Origin of the sequence: Enterobacter sp. BNK-34, assembly GCF_048684445.1 — a bacterium.
GTDB classification, from domain to species: Bacteria; Pseudomonadota; Gammaproteobacteria; order Enterobacterales; family Enterobacteriaceae; genus Enterobacter; species Enterobacter pseudoroggenkampii.
On sequence record NZ_JBLQUA010000001.1, the window covers coordinates 1,217,242 to 1,236,009 of the forward strand.

An 18,768-nucleotide genomic window follows, 5' to 3' on the forward strand; every position below is an offset into this window, starting at 1 on the left:
TCGCTTAAGGTAAGCGTCTTTCGCTCTTGTAGGCCGGATAAGCGCAGCGCCATCCGGCGTTTTCAGACCGCAGGAAGACACATGACCACCATCGCCCTTATCGACGACCACCTTATCGTCCGCTCTGGCTTTGCCCAGCTTCTCAACCTCGAACCAGATTTCCAGGTCGTGGCCGAGTTTGGCTCCGGTCGCGAGGCGCTGGCGGGCCTGCCGGGGCGCGGGGTGCAGGTCTGTATCTGCGACATTTCGATGCCGGATCTCTCCGGGCTGGAGCTGTTAAGCCAGCTGCCGAAAGGGATGTCGACGATTATGCTCTCGGTCCACGACAGCCCGGCGCTGGTCGAGCAGGCGCTCAACGCGGGGGCGCGCGGGTTTCTCTCCAAACGCTGTAGCCCGGACGAGCTGATTGCCGCCGTGCGCACCGTCTCCACCGGCGGCTGCTACCTGACGCCGGATATCGCCATCAAGCTGGCGGCCGGACGTCAGGATCCGCTCACCAGACGCGAGCGCCAGGTTGCGGAAAAACTCGCGCAGGGAATGTCGGTAAAAGAGATTGCCGCCGAGCTGGAACTGTCCCCGAAAACCGTACACGTTCACCGCGCCAACCTGATGGAAAAACTTAACGTCAGCAACGACGTCGAGCTGGCGCGCCGCATGTTCGACAGCTGGCAATGAGTCCCGTCTTTTCGCGGCTGATCGCCGTCGTTGCCAGCTTTTTTATCTTCTCCGCCGCATGGTTCTGCTTATGGAGCATCAGCCTGCACCTGGTGGAACGCCCCGAGCTGGCGGTGCTGCTGTTTCCCTTCGGCCTGCGACTGGGGCTCATGCTCCAGTGCCCGCGCGGATACTGGCCGGTTTTGCTGGGCGCAGAGTGGCTGCTGCTGGTCTGGCTGGCGCAGGAAGTCGCTCTGGTGCACCTGCCATTATTGATGACCGGAAGCCTGCTCACGCTGCTCCCTGTTGCCCTCATTTCCCGCTACCGTCACCAGCGCGACTGGCGCACGCTGCTGCGACAGGGGGCGGCGCTGATTGCCGCCGCGCTGCTGCAGTCCCTGCCGTGGGCGGGTGATAAGGAGATGCTCAACGCGCTGCTGCTGACCCTGACAGGCGGCCTGACCCTCGCGCCGACCTGCCTCGTTATCTGGCATTACCTCACCAGTACCGTCTGGCAGCCGCTCGGCCCGGCGCTGGTTTCCCAACCGGTGAACTGGCGCGCCCGGCATCTCATCTGGTATCTGCTGCTGTTCGTGGTGAGCCTGTGGCTTCAGCTGGGTCTACCTGCCGAGCTTTCACGCTTTACCCCATTTTGCCTTGCGCTGCCGATTATCGCCCTGGCCTGGCACTACGGCTGGCAGGGGGCGCTGATCGCCACCCTAATGAACGCCATCGCGCTGATTGCCAGCCAGACCTGGCACGACCATCCGGTGGACCTGCTGCTTTCCCTGCTGGCCCAGAGCCTGACCGGGCTGCTGCTCGGCGCGGGCATTCAGCGCCTGCGCGAGCTGAACCAGTCCCTGCAAACCGAGCTGGCGCGCAACCGGCGTCTGGCTGAACGCCTGCTGGAGACCGAAGAGAGCGTGCGGCAGGAGGTCGCCCGCGAGCTGCACGATGATATCGGCCAGACGATCACCGCCATCCGCACCCAGGCGGGCATTGTCCAGCGTCTGGCGGCGGAAAATGCGGGCGTGAAGCAGGGCGGAGCGCATATCGAGCAGCTTTCGCTGGGCGTGTATGACTCGGTGCGACGCCTCCTCGGCAGGCTGCGTCCGCGCCAGCTCGACGACCTGTCGCTGGAGCAGGCGGTGCGTTCCCTGATGCGCGAGATGGAGCTGGAAAGCCGCGGCATTGTCAGCCATCTCGACTGGCGAATTAACGAATCTGTCCTGAGCGAAGGCCAGCGCGTGACGCTGTTCCGCGTCTGTCAGGAGGGGCTGAACAATATCGTCAAACACGCCAGTGCCAGCGCGGTCACGATCCAGGGCTGGGAGCAGGACGAACGCCTGATGCTGGTAATTGAAGACGACGGCTGCGGCCTGCCGCCGGGCTCCGGCCAGCAGGGCTTTGGCCTGGCGGGCATGCGCGAGCGCGTGAAGGCGCTCGGCGGCACGCTGAACCTCTCCTGCACCCACGGGACGCGCGTCAGCGTCAGCCTGCCGCTAAGGAGCCACCATGTTTAAGACCCCCGCGAACGCCGCACCGATAGGTAACAAAGCGGAAATCGACGCCCGCTACCGCTACTGGCGTCGCCATATTCTGATCGCTATCTGGCTCGGCTACGCGCTTTTCTACTTTACCCGCAAAAGCTTCAACGCCGCCGCGCCGGAGATCCTCGCCAGCGGCGTGATGACGCGCACCGATATCGGCCTGCTGGCGACGCTGTTTTACATCACCTACGGCCTGTCGAAGTTCTTCTCCGGCATCGTCAGCGACCGCTCTAACGCGCGCTATTTTATGGGCGTTGGGCTGATCGCCACCGGCGTGGTCAACATTCTGTTTGGCTTCTCCACTTCGCTCTGGGCCTTCGCCCTGCTGTGGGCACTGAACGCCTTTTTCCAGGGCTGGGGCGCGCCGGTCTGCGCCCGCCTGCTCACCGCCTGGTATTCGCGCAACGAGCGCGGCGGCTGGTGGGCAATCTGGAACACCGCGCATAATGTCGGCGGGGCGCTGATCCCGATGGTGGTGGGTGCCGCAGCGCTGCACTACGGCTGGCGCGCGGGGATGATGATTGCCGGCGGCCTCGCGATTGTCGCCGGGCTGTTCCTCTGCTGGCGCCTGCGCGACAGGCCGCAAACCGTTGGCTTGCCCGCGGTGGGCGACTGGCGGCACGACGAGATGGAAATGGCGCAACAGCAGGAGGGGGCGGGGCTGACGCGCAAAGAGATCCTCACCAAATATGTGCTGAAAAACCCGTATATCTGGCTGCTGTCGCTCTGCTACGTACTGGTTTACGTGGTGCGTGCGGCCATCAACGACTGGGGCAATCTGTACATGTCCGAGATGCTCGGCGTGGACCTGGTGACCGCCAACTCGGCGGTGACGATGTTCGAGCTGGGCGGGTTTATCGGCGCGCTGGTGGCGGGCTGGGGCTCGGACAAGCTGTTCAACGGCAACCGCGGCCCGATGAACCTGATCTTCGCCGCCGGGATTTTGCTCTCCGTTGGCTCGCTGTGGCTGATGCCGTTTGCCAGCTACGTGATGCAGGCGGCGTGCTTCTTCACCACCGGCTTCTTCGTGTTCGGCCCGCAGATGCTGATCGGCATGGCGGCGGCAGAGTGCTCGCACAAAGAGGCGGCAGGCGCGGCGACGGGCTTTGTCGGGCTGTTTGCTTACCTTGGCGCATCGCTCTCCGGCTGGCCGCTGGCGCGGGTGATCGACATCTGGCACTGGAGCGGATTCTTCGCGGTGATCGCCATCGCGGCGGGGATCTCCGCCCTGCTGCTGCTGCCGTTTTTGAACGCGCAGGCGCCGCGCGAAGCGTGACGCGCCTCACCTTTTGCTGCCGAGTGGCGCAAAACTAAGAAATTTTCCCGGTTTCACCTGGACGCTGTCTCAGGCATCTCTCCCGGCTGGTTTTTACAATGCTGCAAAAATCAGCTCAGGAGTAACTCAGTCATGCTGGCCTTCTTAAATCAGGTGCGCAAGCCGACCCTGGATCTGCCGCTCGACGTGCGGCGCAAAATGTGGTTCAAACCGTTCATGCAGTCTTATCTGGTGGTCTTCATCGGCTACCTGACCATGTACCTGATCCGCAAAAACTTTAACATCGCGCAGAACGACATGATCTCCACCTACGGGCTGAGCATGACGCAGCTGGGGATGATTGGCCTGGGCTTCTCCATCACCTACGGCGTGGGTAAAACCGTCGTGTCCTACTACGCGGATGGCAAAAACACCAAGCAGTTCCTGCCGTTTATGCTGATCCTCTCCGCCATCTGTATGCTTGGCTTCAGCGCCAGCATGGGCGCAGGGTCCGTTAGCCTGTTCCTGATGATCGCCTTCTACGCCCTGAGCGGTTTCTTCCAGAGTACCGGCGGGTCGTGCAGCTACTCCACCATCACCAAATGGACCCCGCGCCGCAAGCGTGGTTCGTACCTCGGCATGTGGAACATCTCCCACAACCTCGGCGGTGCCGGTGCGGCTGGCGTGGCGCTGTTTGGCGCGAACTACCTGTTCGACGGCCACGTGATCGGCATGTTTATCTTCCCGTCGATTATCGCCCTGATTGTCGGCTTTATCGGCCTGCGCTACGGTAGTGACTCCCCGGAATCGTACGGCCTCGGCAAAGCCGAAGAGCTGTTTGGCGAGGAGATCAGCGAAGAGGACAAAGAGACCGAAGAAAACGAGATGTCCAAATGGCAGATCTTTGTTGAGTATGTGCTGAAAAACAAAGTGATCTGGCTGCTGTGCTTCTCGAACATCTTCCTCTACGTGGTGCGCATCGGCATCGACCAGTGGTCCACCGTGTACGCCTTCCAGGAGCTGAAGCTCTCTAAAGAGGTGGCGATTCAGGGCTTCACCCTGTTCGAAGTGGGCGCGCTGGTTGGTACCCTGCTGTGGGGCTGGCTCTCCGACCTCGCCAACGGCCGTCGCGCGCTGGTGGCCTGCGTCGCGCTGGCACTGATTATCGCCACGCTCGGCGTCTACCAGCACGCCAGCAACCAGTACGTTTACCTGGCGTCACTGTTCGCGCTCGGCTTCCTGGTGTTTGGTCCGCAGCTGCTGATTGGCGTGGCAGCAGTGGGCTTCGTCCCGAAAAAAGCGATCGGCGCCGCCGATGGGATTAAGGGCACCTTCGCCTACCTGATCGGCGACAGCTTCGCCAAGCTGGGTCTGGGGATGATTGCTGACGGCACGCCGATTTTCGGCCTCACCGGCTGGGCGGGCACCTTCGCGGCGCTGGATGCAGCAGCGATTGGCTGTATCGTCCTGATGGCGATGGTCGCGGTGCTGGAAGAACGTAAAATTCGCCGTGAGAATCGTGCGCAGAAATTAAAAACAGCCTGAGTGTGCAGGTAACTTCTTTGCCCGGTGTGTGATGCCGGGCTTTTTTATTAGCTGAGTTAAGACCTACCCCAGAACAAAAATATCCCCTGTTGCCGGGGTAACCGCGTCCGGCAACCACAAATTGCCCCATTTACCCGTACAATGGCAGCCCATTATTTTGTCGGGTTGTAGGCCGTGCAGAAACTGCCTGAGTGCCCAGAGCTTACGCGGTGACGCACAGCGAAGATGGAAACCACCGAAAATTGCATGAATATGGTTGATGCCGGTTATTCTCTGACAGTGACGCACAATATCGATCAGACCTCGGTGCCCACAGCCGATAAAAATGACCAGGCCACGGTCAGATTTATAAATTAGAACCCCTTCATCTTTCACATAATCCACATCCGCATTTTTACTACCGATAACACCGTATGCGTGCGGTTTGGCGACAGGGATCTCCCCTGACCATATAAAGCGCTTCCCAATCTGGAGCGGGGTGCTGCTGTATTCCATGCGATAGTGTGAATAATCATTTTTCAGCGACAACTTTTTTAATCTGGCGGTATACCCTGAAAACTGTATTGCCGAGTAGCGCTCGCAGGCCACGTGGGGATGGCAGACGATCCGGCAATTATCCGGTAACCACGGAACGCCGCCGCAATGGTCATAGTGCCCGTGAGAAAGTACAGCTGCGGTCAGGCAGGTCAAATCGACTCCCATCAGAGCTGCGTTATGTATGAAGCTATCATCCGGACCGGTATCAAACAGAATGGAATCATTTTCATCCTGTATAAACAGGCTGAGTCCTGCTTTAGCTCGCAGTAAATTTTTAGCGCCGGGATTAGGTCTGTTCTCCAGCAGGACACTGATTGTTATGGACATGTTCGCTCTTTCCCTGAAGTGAAGATTCGTTACCGCCAGGCATTGACCATACACCGTGTATATATAATCGTCCCCATAAAAACTAAAACGACTTTCCTGCCGTTTTTCCAGCACTTTTCCATTCACTATTATGCTTCTACCCGCTGTCGACGCCGTGCGTTTCCCGCTATGATGAGCGGCTAGTCTAAGGAGAACGCATGGTCTGGATAATGCTGGCAACGCTTGCCGTGGTGTTTGTGGTGGGATTTCGCGTCCTGACCTCAGATTCCCGCCGCGCCATCAAACGTTTAAGCGAGCGTCTGGGCATCACCCCGATGCCGGTCGAGTCGATGATCGATCAGTTTGGTAAAACGTCGGGCAATGAGTTTATCCGCTACCTTGAGCGCCCGGACGAAGCGCATCTGCAAAACGCGGCGCAGGTGCTGCTCATCTGGCAGGTCTGCATTGTCGACGGTAGTGAAGAGAACCTGCACACGTGGCACCGCCTGCTGCGTAAAGCCCGCCTGGCTGCGCCTATCACCGATGCACAAATTCGTCTCGCGCTTGGCTTTATGCGCGAGATGGAACCCGATCCGCAGGAGCTGAACGCCTTCCAGCTGCGCTATAACCAGCTCTTCCTGCCGGAAGAGGGCGTGTTTTATCTGCACTGATCCCCTGTAAAAACGACAAAAGTTGTCTAAACGTTAAATTCGTCACACTTTTGATGATAAACTGCGCGACTTTTCCGCACGTTTTTATCTTCAGGTGATGCCATGACAGAACATATCCAGCCCACGACCAGACCGCAGACCAACGAGGTTTCACGCCCCAACTGGTCGGCCGTCTTCGCCGTGGCGTTCTGCGTCGCCTGCCTGATTACCGTTGAGTTTCTGCCGGTCAGCCTGCTGACGCCGATGGCGCAGGATCTGGGCATTTCCGAGGGCGTGGCGGGTCAGTCCGTTACCGTCACCGCCTTCGTGGCGATGTTCGCCAGCCTGTTTATCACCCAGGTGATTGGCACCATCGACCGCCGTAAAGTGGTCATCCTGTTCAGCGTGCTACTGACGCTCTCCTGCCTGCTGGTCTCCTTCGCGGAAAGCTTCACCCTGCTGCTGCTCGGGCGCGCCTGTCTGGGGCTGGGATTAGGCGGCTTCTGGGCGATGTCGGCCTCGCTCACCATGCGCCTGGTGCCCGCGCGTACGGTGCCAAAAGCGCTTTCCGTTATCTTCGGTGCGGTTTCTATCGCGCTGGTGATTGCCGCGCCGCTGGGCAGTTTCCTGGGCGGGATCATCGGCTGGCGTAACGTCTTCAACGCGGCGGCAGTGATGGGCCTGCTCTGCATTATCTGGGTGTGGAAGGCGCTGCCGTCCCTGCCGGGCGAAGCGGCGCATCATAAGCAGAACATGTTCAGCCTGCTGAAGCGCCCCGGCGTGCTGGCAGGGATGACTGCGATCTTTATGTCCTTTGCCGGGCAGTTTGCCTTCTTCACCTATATACGCCCGGTGTATATGACCATGGCGGGCTTTGACGTCGACGGCCTGACGCTGGTGCTCCTGAGCTTCGGTATCGCCAGCTTTGTCGGCACGTCGCTGTCGTCACAGTTCCTGAAGCGCTCCCTGAAGGTGGCGCTGGCGGGTGCGCCGCTGGTGCTGGCAGTGAGCGCCACGGTGCTGGTGCTGTGGGGCAGCGATAAGTGGGTCGCGTCGGCGATTGCGATTATCTGGGGCTTTGCCTTCGCGCTGGTGCCGGTGGGCTGGTCGACGTGGATCACCCGCTCGCTTGCCGATCAGGCGGAAAAAGCCGGGTCGATTCAGGTGGCGGTGATCCAGCTGGCAAACACCTGCGGTGCGGCCATTGGCGGCGTGGCGCTCGACCATCTGGGGCTGACGTCACCGCTGGTGATTTCCGGTACGCTGATGCTGCTGACGGCGCTGCTGGTGGCAGGGAAGGTTAAAGCGAAGTAGTGTTTTTCTCCCTCTCCCGTGGGAGAGGGTTGGGGTGAGGGCATCAGGCTACGCCGATGCCTTAACCCTTCTACGCGAATCCATCGAAATCAGCACCACCGACGACACAATCAGCAGCGTTCCCAGCCAGTCCGGCAGGGTGAACGCCACGCCCAGCAAAATCACCGACAGCAACGCGCTGCTCAGCGGTTCGGCACAGCTCAGAATGCTCGCCTTCGGCCCGCCAATCATCTGCGCGCCTTTCAGATACAGGCTGAACGTCAGCGCCGTGCCGATCACAACCAGATAGAAAAACGCCAGCAGCAGGCTGCCGTCAATCACGAAGGTCGTCCCGCGCCCGGCGTAGAACGGCGTCAACATTAACCCGGCAATCAACATGCTCCAGCCGACAATCGGCAGCGTACCGTAGCGGGCGATAAGCGTTGACGGGTACGTCGTATAAAACGCGGCGGCAAACGCCGAGGCGATACCGAAGAACAGTGCGGCAGGCGAGATGGAGAGCGAGGTTGGGTCGCCGTGGGTCACCAACAGGAAGGTGCCAACTAGCGACGTCATGATGGCCGACAGCACAAACACGCCGGGACGCTTTTTCCGCGCCAGGGCAAACCACGCCACAATGATGGTCGGTGACAGAAACTGCAGCACGGTAGCGGTCGCTGCGTTGGATTTTTCAATCGTCAGCAGGAAGGTGAGCTGCACGGTGAGCGCGCCGACAAGTGAGAATATCAGCAGGCTGAGGGCGTCTTTGCGATGTTTGATGACCGAGAAAATCTTGTCGCCGTGAACGAAGGAGAGCGTCAGCAGGATCACGCCGGTAAACAGCAGGCGAACCATGGTCAGGTAAGGCGAAGAAATGTGGCTTTTCTCCATGATGTACTGCGCGCAAACGCCGGAACTGCCCCATAAAACGGCGGCGATCAGAACGTTCAGCATCCCTTTACGTGTGGAACCCATTTTCTCCCCTGTTATGTTGGTTTTTTTGTAGCATAACATGGGATCTTGCCGGGTGGCGCTACGCTTACCCGGCCTACAAAACCTTGTAGGCCCGTGCAAGCGCAGCGCCGCCGGGCGAAACAAACGGCGCTCTACTAGAACCACGCCTCCCACATCGCGCCGACGTTGAAGTCGTCGAGCGTCTCGTCTTTGGTGTTATTCACGCGCGCGGTGCGTGCGTTATCCACCTTGCCGCCGGTCACGTAGAAGCGCAGCATCGGACGGAACTCTGGCCCCATGGCGATAGACATGTTCTGCGACAGGGTCAGCTTCCAGCCCTTATTATCGCCGCCGTTGTCGTAATCCACGTGCTGCCAGCCCGCTTCCAGCCAGGTGGAGTGAACGTCGTTCCACCAGTGCATCGGACGCACGATGGCGTTGTAGTTCTTACGGTTGTCGGTCTTATCACGGCTGTTGTCGTAGTCGTGGAAGGCGAGGATGTACTCCACCTGCGTGGCCTGGGTGAATTTGTACAGCCCTTCGAAGCTGGCGTAGACCGTGGTCAGGTCTTCGGTTTTATTGAACACGCTGTTGTCCGAGTTATCGGAGTAGCGGGCAATCACCTTGTTCACGCCGCTGTCGTTGGTGTGGCTCAGCACCACGCCGCCCTGCCAGGCGTTCAGACGCTCATCGCTCTCCACCGCTTTTGAATCAAAGCCGTAGTTGGCGTACAGCTCCAGATCCAGCGGACCGAGCTTCATACCGTGGATTTTAGAGGTGGCCGCGTAGTTACCTTTGTCGCCCGTGCCGGACCCGCCGGTACAGGTGATGCGTGACGGGTTCGCTTCGTCTTCCATCACTTCCGGGCTACAGGATTCCACTGCCGCCACGGCAGCGACGTCAAACTGCACGCCGCCGATATCGAAGTTCTTCACCCCGGCGCCCTGTCCGTCGTGGTTCATCCAGAAGTAATCGTTGATGCCCTGCTGCGGACGCTGGTGGAAGTCGCGACCGGCCCAGAAATAGGCATTCGGGTTGGAGGCCATAATATTGGTCACCCCCGCGTAGGCCTTTTTCAGGTTAACTTCGTCGCCCCAGTGGTCGATCATCACGTTGATGTCCCAGATGGCGCCGTTTTCGCCCTTGAAGGCTTTAGAGAGCTGGAACTCGCCGCCGTTGCCTTCGTTACCCAGACGACCAATTGCGGACGCGCCGTTGTAGGAGCCATCGACCGCCACATATTTCTGATCGGCGGCCTGGAAGTGCGCGCCATAGCGGGCGTAGCCGGTAAATTTAATCCCGAACGGAATCGCCATGTCCGGGGATTGCGCCGCGCTCTGCGGCTCGGTCACCACGTCCGCTTTTTTCGCGACGGCGGCATCCATTTTGGCCTGACGTTCGGCCAGGGCTTTATCCACCGCTTTCGCCACAATGGCGTCGATTTGCTCCTGCGTGAATTCCTGGGCGAGCACGGAAATTGGGCAAAGCGCGGCGATAACCGCCATGGTTAATGGAAGTTTTTTAATCGTATTCATGGTTATCTCAATATAGTTTAATTTTATTCAGACAATAACCATCCCGCTCCGATCTGACAGAATATGTCGCTATCATCAGAACAAGTGGATTTCTAGTTTTAGGTACAGAGGTATTACAGTAATTTATTTCGCCATAGACTATCTCTGATATAAATGAATAATTTCTTCGGATAATTCACGCGCTAATAAGGAGTTCATTAAATGATCCTGCGCGTGCACCATAATTAAGGTCATCGGCTGGCGGGCTTCGCCCGCGTCCTGCTCAATCAGTTTGGTCTGCATCTTGTGCGCCTGACGCGCGTAGCCGTCGGCTTCGCGCAGCAGGCTTTTGGCTTCGTCAATGTTGCCCTGGCGCGCCGCGTGCAGCGCTTCAAAGCACAGGCTGCGGGACTGCCCGGCGTTGACGATAATTTCCATTACGGCTTCTTCTAGTGCGATCATCATCATTACTCTTTATCAAAGCTGTTATTTAAGGCGGTGGCGGCAAACCACTCTCCGCTTTTCTTAATGGTGCGCTGCTGCGTCTCCAAATCGAGCTGGATAAATCCGTAGCGATTTTTATAGGCATTACACCACGACCAGTTATCAATAAATGTCCACATATGGTAGCCAAGACAATTACACTCTTCGCTTATGCCTTTATGCAGCCACGTTAAATGCTCAGATATAAAATCAATGCGGTATTGATCGTTAATCTGGCCATTTTCAATAAAACGTTGCTCGTTTTCGACGCCCATGCCGTTTTCAGAAATAAAGCAGCGGGGGTTGCCGTAATTGTCGCGCAAGTTAATCAGAATATCGTAAATACCCGGCGCGTAGATTTCCCAGCCGCGGTAGGGGTTCATCTTGCGGCCCGGCATCTCGTAGCTATCAAAGAACCATTCCGGCATAAACGGCGACTGCGGGTTCACCGCGCTGTCGCGACACTTCACGCGACGCGGCTGATAGTAGTTAATGCCGAGCAGGTCGATTTTCCCTTCCGCAATCAGGAAACCGTCTTCCGGCTTGCAGGCGGGCAGCTGGTCGTAAGATTTCAGCAGCGCCACCAGATCGGCCGGGTATTCGCCGCGCAGGACCGGGTCGAGGAAGCTGCGGTTAAACATCAGATCCGCAACGTGCGCCGCCTTCACGTCTGCCGGGTTCTGCGAACGCGGATACGACGGCGTCAGGTTCAACACGATGCCGATCTCCCCCGCGTAGTGCCCGGCGCGGTAGGCCTGAACCGCCTTCGCATGGGCCAGCACCGTGTGATAAGCCACGGTGGCCGCCCGGCGGAAATCCACTACGTTGGGGTAGTGGAAGTCGTACAGATAACCGCCTTCCACCGGCACGATCGGCTCGTTGAAGGTAAACCAGTGCAGCACGCGGTCGCCGAACAGCTCGAAGCAAATCTGCGCATAGCGGGCGTACGCGTCCACTACGTCACGGTTTTCCCAGCCGCCAATTTCCTGCATCGCCATCGGCATGTCGAAATGGAACAGGGTGATAAACGGCGTGATGCCCTGTTCATTCAGCTCATCAATGACCTGATTATAAAAATCGACCGCGTCCGGGTTCACTTCACCGATACCGTCGGGGATCAGGCGCGCCCAGCTAATCGAGGTACGAAAGCTGTTGTGGTTCAGCTGTTTTAACAGCTGAATGTCCGTTTTCCAGTGCTGATAAAACGTGGAGGTGTGCTGCGGCCCCACGCCGTTGTGAAAACGGTTCGGCTCGCGGGCAAACCAGTAGTCCCACGTGGTTTCACCCTCTCGTGTCCCTTCCGTCTGGAGAGCGGAGCTTGCGCTGCCCCACCAGAAGTTATCGGGAAATGCGTATTTCATGACCCTTCCTCTTTGACTTAATTACTTGTGGCTTCAGCGGCACCCACGGCTGCAGCCTGGGCTTTCTGCTCTTCGTTTTTAATCAGCGTACGCTCATAGGCGCGCAGGAACGGCAGGTACATCAGCGCCGACATCACCATGCAGACGAGGCACATCACCACCGGGCTCAGCGCCCAGTTCGCCGCCCACGAGGCGCCAATCGGTGCTGGGGTAGTCCACGGGGTTAACGAGACGACCTGCGCCAGCCAGCCGAGCTTCGTGGCGCCGTACGCCAGGCAGGCGTTGACCAGCGGAACGAACACGAACGGGATAAACAGCATCGGGTTCATGATGATCGGCGCGCCGAACAGAATCGGCTCGTTGATGTTAAAGAAGCTTGGCACCACGCCCATTTTGCCGATGGTGCGCAGGTGGGTAACGCGGCTGCGCAGCAGCAGGAAGGCCAGCGGCAGGGTGGAACCGACGCCGCCAATCAGCAGGTAGTGATCCCAGAAACCTTGCAGATAAACGTGCGGCAGCGCCGCGCCTGCGGCCAGTGCCGCCTGGTTTGCCGAGAGGTTCGCCATCCAGAACGGGTTCATGATGCCGGTAACAATCAGCGAGCCGTGGATACCCGCGAACCAGAAGATCTGGCACAGCAGCACGGAGAGCAGAATGGCAGGCAGGGAGTCAGACGCGGACACCAGCGGCTCCAGCAGGTGCATGATCGCCTGCGGGATAATCATCCCGGTCTGCGCTTCAATGAACAGGTTCAGCGGGTGCAGCGTGCCGATCACCACCATCACCGGGATCAGGATCTCAAACGAACGCGCCACGCCGGTGGGCACTTCCTTTGGCAGGCGGATGGTGACGTTGTTCTGCTTCAGCCAGGCGTACACGCGGGTTGAGTAAATGGCGGCGATCAGCGCGGTGAAGATGCCCTGGCCGGAGAGGTACTGGGTTGAGATTTTGCCGTCGGCATACGGCGCGGCGACCAGCAGGAAGGCCATAAAGGCCAGCAGGCCGGACATCACCGGGTCGAGGTTAAACTGACGCCCCAGGCTCGCCCCAATCCCTACCGAGATGAAGAAGGTCATCACGCCCATGCTGAGGTTAAACGGCAGCATCAGCTGTTCGCGGTAGGTTTGGGAAAAATCCAGCCAGCCGCGGGCGAAGCTGTTAGTGGTATCCGCCGAGAACGGCGGGAAGATGAACACCAGCATAAACGAGCCGATGATCATAAACGGCAGCGCGGCGGTAAAGCCGTCGCGGATGGCAATCACGTACTTTTGCTGACCGAGCTTCGCGGCCAGCGGGGTAATTGACTGCTCAATCACCGCAACCATGGATTGATATAACGAACTCATGTGAACACCTTTTAGTGTGCCGCTTCGATGAGCGACAGAGCAAAGTCCAGTACTTTATCGCCACGCTGCATGCCGTAGTCCATCATGTCGATGGGCTGCACCGGAATGCCATGCGTCGCCGCCTTGTCTGAGAGTGTCTGTAACATGTATTTCACTTGCGGTCCGAGAAGTACCACTTGGTATTGCGGAAACTGCGTATCAAATTCGGAAACACCGTACGCATCAATCTTCACCGACAAACCACGTTCTTTCGCTACATCGACCATTTTGCTGACCAACAGGCTGGTGGACATCCCGGCAGAGCAGCACAGCATAATCTTGAACATCGACAACCATCCTCTAAATGTAAAAAGTTATTGCGAGGATGATTGGACATGATACGGAAACCGGTTTCCATTCATAAAAGACAGAACTGTGACAACCATCAAGATCCAATACTTATGAGGCTAATTAACCGGATGCAGGTCACATAATTTGGCTGTTTTGACATCATTTGGAGTGGAAACGGAAAATCGGTTTCCATGGAAAACGGAAACGGATATACTCCGCTCTGGCTATAATGTGAGCCGAAGCGGTCATGGAATTTGCAGGCGCGAGGTAAGCCTGCCAGGGGAAAGAGATGTCGACAATCAATGATGTATCACGTCTTGCCGGGGTGTCTAAAGCCACGGTATCGCGAGTGTTGAGTGGGTCGCGTGGCGTCAAGGAAGCCAGCCGTCAGGCCGTTCTGAAGGCAGTGGATGAGCTTAACTACCGGCCTAATGTGATTGCCCAGTCGCTGCTGAGCCAGTCTACGGGCTGTATCGGGGTGATTTGCGCCCAGGAAAACATTAACCAGACCACCGGTTATCTCTACGCGCTGGAAAAACAGCTCAGCCAGCATCAAAAACACCTGCTGCTGCGTTTCGCGCACAGCAAAGCGGAAGTGATGCACGCTCTTGAGGAACTCTCCTGCGGGCTTTGCGATGACATCCTGGTGATTGGCGCGCGTTTCCCGCTGGACGTCGACATGGACAACGTCATTCTGGTGGACTGCATGGAGTCTGATAATTCCAACAGCATCCAGTTCGATCACGCCTTTGCCGCCGAAACCGCCTGTAACTACCTGACCAGCCAGGGGCGACGCCAGATTGCCCTGATCCATCCGCACGGCAGCGGTTTTGCTGACCAGGTGCTGCTCGGCTACAAGCACGCGCTGGAGAAAAATTTCCTGCCCTTTAATCGCAACCTTGTGTTCATGGACGCGACCTCGTCGTCCGTTGCGCTACAGGAGCTGCTGAATAACGCCAGCACGCTGAACTTCAACGCTCTGCTGGTGGCGGACGAGCAGGAAGCCCAGCGGGTGATCCCGCAGCTGCAGGCGTTTAATAAATCCGTGCCGGACGACATTATGGTCTTTAGCCTGGCCGGATCGCTGCACCTGCCGGGTATTCCGGTGATCCCGGCGATTGAATATTCTATGGATGCCATGGCGGCGCGTATCGTGAGCTGGCTGACGGAGAAAACGCAGATGCTGGGTTCGTATGTGCTGCGCGGGGATTTGATCATTCCAGACGTGCGTAAGCGTTAAACATGTTGTGTAGGCCGGGAAAGGCGCAGCCGCCACCCGGCGAGAAGCACGTTTCCAGCCCTCAGTAATCTTCCATACAATCCACCTGACCAACCGCCGCCCAGTAGGCATCCAGGTTGTCGCGCTTCACGGCGGTAACGGCATTTTTGATCAGCAGCTGATTGGCCTCGGAGGACAAAATCATCGCCTGCCAGGCCTTATCGCTCTGCTTTTTCTGTGGCGTACAGGTTTTCTTAATATCTTTCAGGACCTGCTGCTTTATTTGCGCCTCTTTCGCCGGATCCTCCTTTTCCTGAGCATGGACAAACGCGGCGAAGAGCAGACAAACCAGCAGGCAGACCAGATGCGCAGCTTTCATCAACAACCCCCATTAGAAGTCACAGGCTTCCCATGAAATATATCGTTACATTCAGTGTAGCGACTCCAGTCGAAAGTATGAATTTTCTCCACGATGCGTGTGTGAGATAGTGAAACGGCACAGATAACAAGGAGAAAAAATATGCACCTAAGCATTACTGATAATGTTACGACGCAGGAGAAAGAGGAGTTACTGACGGGGCTGAGGGCTTTTAACGGAAAGTTTCTCGATCTGACAAACTTTAGCGGCGACATTGGCGTTTACGTGCGCGACGATAAAGGCGTCATGCTCGGCGGGCTCATTGGGGGGCGTAAAGGCGACTGGTTGAATATCGACTTTCTCTGGGTGAGCGATGCCGTGCGCGGATCCGGCGTGGGCAGCCAGCTCATCAGGACGGCCGAAGAAGAAGCCAGGCGCAAAGGCTGCAAGCACGCGCTGGTCGATACCGCCAGCTTCCAGGCGCGTCCGTTCTATGAAAAACAGGGGTACCAGCTGCAGATGTCTTTGCAGGATTATCCTTATCCGGGCATGCAGCGGCATTATCTGGCGAAAGCCCTTTAAGCCCTGAATCCGTAGGCCGGGTAAGCGCAGCGCCACCCGGCAACAGACCGCATATAACTTATCCTTCTTATTGATTCTTTTTCGGTTTTTATTTCCCCGCCTCGTTGTCGATATAGTCACTAAAACATTCAGCAAAAGGAACTGTCTTGTGAAACGTCGATTGGGTGCTCTGGTACTGGCTGGCCTGCTGCTGGCAGGGTGCGATCAAAGTGGCAGCGATGCCAAACACATTAAAGTCGGCGTCATCAACGGCGCTGAACAGGACGTGGCGGAAGTCGCCAAAAAGGTGGCAAAAGAGAAATATGGCCTGGACGTGGAGCTGGTGGGCTTCAGCGGCTCGCTGTTGCCTAACGATGCCACCAACCAGGGGGAACTGGATGCCAACGTCTTCCAGCATCGCCCGTTCCTTGAAGAAGATAACAAGGCGCATGGCTACAAGCTGGTGGCCGTGGCGAACACCTTTGTTTTCCCGATGGCCGGCTATTCCCGCAAAATCAAATCCGTGTCTGACCTGAAGGACGGGGCAACCATTGCCATTCCAAACGACCCGACCAACCTTGGCCGCGCGCTGTTGCTGTTGCAAAAAGAGAAACTTATTACCCTGAAGCCGGACACCGGGCTGCTGCCCACGGCGCTGGATATTACCACCAACCCTAAGCAGCTGAAAATTATGGAGCTGGAAGGGGCGCAGTTGCCGCGCGTGCTGGACGACCCGAAAGTGGATGTCGCCATCATCAGTACCACCTATATCCAGCAAACCGGGCTGTCACCGGTGCATGACAGCGTCTTTATTGAAGACAAAAACTCGCCGTACGTGAACATCGTGGTGACGCGCGAAGACAACAAGGACGCGGAGAATGTGAAGGCGTTTATCGAGTCGTATCAGTCACCTGAAGTGGCAAAAGCGGCTGAGACGATCTTTAACGGCGGGGCAGTGCCGGGCTGGTAAACGATGTGACAGAAAACGGGTTGCTTATCTTGGCCCGATTCCATCGGTAATCGCCCTTTAGCCCACAGCGTCAATTGCGACGGCTGGCTATCCTCCTTATCACACCAACAGGAGGATAGCCCATGAACATTACCCACATTCGCAACGCCACCCAACTGATTACCTATGCCGGAAAACGTCTTTTAGTCGACCCGATGCTGGCCCCACAGGGCGCTTATCCGGGCTTCCCTGGCACGGCCCATGCCGAACGCCGCAACCCGACGGTCGAACTCCCCGTTGACGTCAACGCGCTGCTGGACGCCGACGCGGTGATCGTCACCCATACCCATGACGATCACTGGGATCGCGCCGCAGCGGAACTGATCGCCAAAGACAAACCGATCTACGTACAAAATGACCGCGACGCCGCGCTGCTGCGCAGCCAGGGGTTTAGCAACCTGACGGTCATGACCGACGAGACCACCTTTGGCGAGATTCGAATTGCGAAGACCCACGGCGGCCAGCACGGTACCGATCGCGCATACGCCGTGCCCGAACTGGCGGAGCGGCTGGGCGAGGCCTGTGGCGTGGTGCTGCGTCATCCTGATGAGAAGACGCTCTATATTGCCGGGGATACCGTCTGGCGTGACGAGGTGGCGGCCGATCTGCAAAAGCATCAGCCGGACGTGGTGGTGCTGAACGCCGGCTATGCCCACGTCATTGGTTTTGGGCCCATTATTATGGGGCAGGAGGATGTGCTCAACGTTCATTTCCTGCTGCCGCAGGCCAACATTGTGGCGAGCCATATGGAGGCCATTAACCACTGCCTGTTGACCCGCAGCGCGCTGCGTGAGTACGTTGAAGCTAATCAGGTGAGTGACGCAGTGAGCATTCCCCAGGATGGCGAAACCGTTATATTCTGAGTGCGTTAAAGGGAAAGGAGAGACAGATGTCGCTAATCAACGTCGCGATTGTCGCGGTAGACGGGTTCAGCCCGTTTCACTACTCCGTTCCCTGCATTCTGTTTGGCGACTCGGTCTCCGGCGAAAAGCGCTTTAACGTAACGATTTGCGCCGAAACGCCGGGGTTCCTTACCTCAAAAGACGGATTTGCTCTCAATGCCACGCAGGATTTTACCGCCATTGGGCAGGCCGATATTGTTGTCGTTCCCTACTGGCAGCACGTTCTGGAACGCCCGCCGCAGGTGCTGCTCGACAGCCTGGTGCAGGCGAGAGACCACGGTGCAGAAATCGTCGGGCTGTGTCTGGGATCGTTTGTGCTGGCCTGGGCGGGGATCCTCGACGGCAAACGTGCGGCCACCCACTGGGAGTTCGAACGTCAGTTTCAGTCGCTCTTCCCGAACGTTCAGCTGGATATTAATGCCCTTTACGTGGATGACGGCAATATCATCACCTCCGCCGGTACTGCCGCTGCCCTCGACTGCTGCCTGTATATCATTCGCCAGCGCTTTGGCAGCGTGGTCGCCAACCAGATTGCCCGCCGGATGATTGTTCCGCCCCACCGCGAGGGCGGGCAGGCGCAGTTTATCGCCCAACCGGTACCCAAAGATACCCGCGACGGACGCATTAACTGCCTGATCGACTACCTGCAGCAGCACATCACCGAACCGCATAGCCTGGACTCGCTGGCGGAGGTGGTTTCGATGAGTCGCCGAACCCTGACCCGTCATTTTATTAAAGCCACGGGGATGAGCGTCGCTGACTGGCTTACCGCCGAACGCCTGCGGCGCAGCCAGATTTTGCTTGAAGCCGGAAATATGCCGATTGAACGCGTTGCTGAGCTTGTGGGATTTAATTCCGCCGTCACTTGGCGACAACAGTTTAAAGCACGTTTTGGGGTGAGCCCCGCAGAGTGGCGAAAAACGTTTCGGCTTCATGCCTAG

Annotated in this window: 19 protein-coding genes; 11 read left to right on the forward strand and 8 right to left on the reverse strand. The window is 57.8% G+C overall.

The window, feature by feature from the left end; translation table 11 throughout:
* Window positions 1–81 precede the first annotated feature (81 nt).
* The 4 genes from uhpA (at window position 82) to uhpT (ending at window position 5,004) form a co-directional block, all read left to right on the forward strand.
* Window positions 82–675 carry a transcriptional regulator UhpA gene (uhpA, locus tag ACMGG5_RS06100; protein WP_024907372.1) on the forward strand — a complete coding sequence of 198 codons (594 nt, stop codon included), beginning with the start codon at window positions 82–84 and terminating at the stop codon, window positions 673–675.
* The gene (gene uhpB, locus ACMGG5_RS06105; RefSeq protein ID WP_061716250.1) at window positions 672–2,177 is read left to right on the forward strand and encodes a signal transduction histidine-protein kinase/phosphatase UhpB; all 1,506 of its coding nucleotides are present in this window, start codon (window positions 672–674) and stop codon (window positions 2,175–2,177) included. Before uhpA ends, uhpB begins: the two co-directional genes overlap by 4 nt.
* Window positions 2,170–3,480 carry an MFS transporter gene (locus tag ACMGG5_RS06110; protein ID WP_420277605.1) on the forward strand — a complete coding sequence of 437 codons (1,311 nt, stop codon included), beginning with the start codon at window positions 2,170–2,172 and terminating at the stop codon, window positions 3,478–3,480. Before uhpB ends, ACMGG5_RS06110 begins: the two co-directional genes overlap by 8 nt.
* 132 nt (window positions 3,481–3,612) lie before the next feature.
* Window positions 3,613–5,004, forward strand: a complete 1,392-nt coding sequence (uhpT, locus tag ACMGG5_RS06115; protein ID WP_023309834.1) for a hexose-6-phosphate:phosphate antiporter — start codon at window positions 3,613–3,615, stop codon at window positions 5,002–5,004.
* A gap of 63 nt (window positions 5,005–5,067) precedes the next feature.
* Here the strand turns inward: uhpT and ACMGG5_RS06120 are convergent, their stop codons facing one another.
* Complete coding sequence (locus ACMGG5_RS06120; RefSeq protein WP_407820905.1) at window positions 5,068–5,868, reverse strand: MBL fold metallo-hydrolase; 801 nt, start codon at window positions 5,866–5,868, stop codon at window positions 5,068–5,070.
* A gap of 197 nt (window positions 5,869–6,065) precedes the next feature.
* Between ACMGG5_RS06120 and ACMGG5_RS06125 the strand changes: the two genes are divergently transcribed.
* A complete protein-coding gene (locus ACMGG5_RS06125) occupies window positions 6,066–6,518 on the forward strand; it encodes a DUF1198 domain-containing protein (protein WP_024907368.1) in 453 nt (150 codons plus the stop codon).
* Between the two features lie 102 nt (window positions 6,519–6,620).
* A complete protein-coding gene (nepI, locus tag ACMGG5_RS06130; protein ID WP_048992754.1) occupies window positions 6,621–7,811 on the forward strand; it encodes a purine ribonucleoside efflux pump NepI in 1,191 nt (396 codons plus the stop codon).
* A 48-nt stretch (window positions 7,812–7,859) separates the two neighbouring features.
* Here the strand turns inward: nepI and ACMGG5_RS06135 are convergent, their stop codons facing one another.
* From ACMGG5_RS06135 to ACMGG5_RS06160, 6 genes are all read right to left on the reverse strand, one after another.
* The gene (locus ACMGG5_RS06135; RefSeq protein WP_023333969.1) at window positions 7,860–8,765 is read right to left on the reverse strand and encodes a DMT family transporter; all 906 of its coding nucleotides are present in this window, start codon (window positions 8,763–8,765) and stop codon (window positions 7,860–7,862) included.
* Window positions 8,766–8,899: 134 nt separating this feature from the next.
* The gene (locus ACMGG5_RS06140) at window positions 8,900–10,279 is read right to left on the reverse strand and encodes a carbohydrate porin (protein WP_023326394.1); all 1,380 of its coding nucleotides are present in this window, start codon (window positions 10,277–10,279) and stop codon (window positions 8,900–8,902) included.
* Between the two features lie 138 nt (window positions 10,280–10,417).
* Complete coding sequence (locus ACMGG5_RS06145; RefSeq protein ID WP_008500136.1) at window positions 10,418–10,720, reverse strand: PTS lactose/cellobiose transporter subunit IIA; 303 nt, start codon at window positions 10,718–10,720, stop codon at window positions 10,418–10,420.
* Between the two features lie 5 nt (window positions 10,721–10,725).
* On the reverse strand, window positions 10,726–12,102 hold the full coding sequence (locus tag ACMGG5_RS06150; protein WP_032654357.1) for a glycoside hydrolase family 1 protein: 1,377 nt from the start codon (window positions 12,100–12,102) through the stop codon (window positions 10,726–10,728).
* 17 nt (window positions 12,103–12,119) lie between these two features.
* Entirely contained in the window at window positions 12,120–13,448 is a 1,329-nt protein-coding gene (locus ACMGG5_RS06155) for a PTS sugar transporter subunit IIC (RefSeq protein ID WP_031275290.1), read from the reverse strand.
* Between the two features lie 11 nt (window positions 13,449–13,459).
* On the reverse strand, window positions 13,460–13,774 hold the full coding sequence (locus tag ACMGG5_RS06160; RefSeq protein ID WP_021242703.1) for a PTS sugar transporter subunit IIB: 315 nt from the start codon (window positions 13,772–13,774) through the stop codon (window positions 13,460–13,462).
* Window positions 13,775–14,067: 293 nt separating this feature from the next.
* On the opposite strand from ACMGG5_RS06160, the gene ACMGG5_RS06165 reads away from it, so the two are divergent.
* Window positions 14,068–15,018 carry a LacI family DNA-binding transcriptional regulator gene (locus tag ACMGG5_RS06165; protein ID WP_023293714.1) on the forward strand — a complete coding sequence of 317 codons (951 nt, stop codon included), beginning with the start codon at window positions 14,068–14,070 and terminating at the stop codon, window positions 15,016–15,018.
* 61 nt (window positions 15,019–15,079) lie between these two features.
* On the opposite strand, the gene ACMGG5_RS06170 is transcribed toward ACMGG5_RS06165, so the two are convergent.
* Window positions 15,080–15,376: a YicS family protein gene (locus ACMGG5_RS06170; RefSeq protein WP_048992761.1), complete on the reverse strand. Its 297-nt coding sequence runs from the start codon at window positions 15,374–15,376 to the stop codon at window positions 15,080–15,082.
* 141 nt (window positions 15,377–15,517) lie between these two features.
* Between ACMGG5_RS06170 and ACMGG5_RS06175 the strand changes: the two genes are divergently transcribed.
* From ACMGG5_RS06175 to ACMGG5_RS06190, 4 genes are all read left to right on the forward strand, one after another.
* On the forward strand, window positions 15,518–15,937 hold the full coding sequence (locus ACMGG5_RS06175) for a GNAT family N-acetyltransferase (protein WP_420277606.1): 420 nt from the start codon (window positions 15,518–15,520) through the stop codon (window positions 15,935–15,937).
* A gap of 148 nt (window positions 15,938–16,085) precedes the next feature.
* A complete protein-coding gene (nlpA, locus tag ACMGG5_RS06180; protein WP_267215356.1) occupies window positions 16,086–16,886 on the forward strand; it encodes a lipoprotein NlpA in 801 nt (266 codons plus the stop codon).
* Window positions 16,887–17,008: 122 nt separating this feature from the next.
* The gene (locus ACMGG5_RS06185; RefSeq protein WP_227879873.1) at window positions 17,009–17,788 is read left to right on the forward strand and encodes an MBL fold metallo-hydrolase; all 780 of its coding nucleotides are present in this window, start codon (window positions 17,009–17,011) and stop codon (window positions 17,786–17,788) included.
* 26 nt (window positions 17,789–17,814) lie between these two features.
* Window positions 17,815–18,768 (forward strand): GlxA family transcriptional regulator, encoded by a 954-nt coding sequence (locus tag ACMGG5_RS06190; protein WP_061716241.1) that lies wholly within the window; start codon window positions 17,815–17,817, stop codon window positions 18,766–18,768.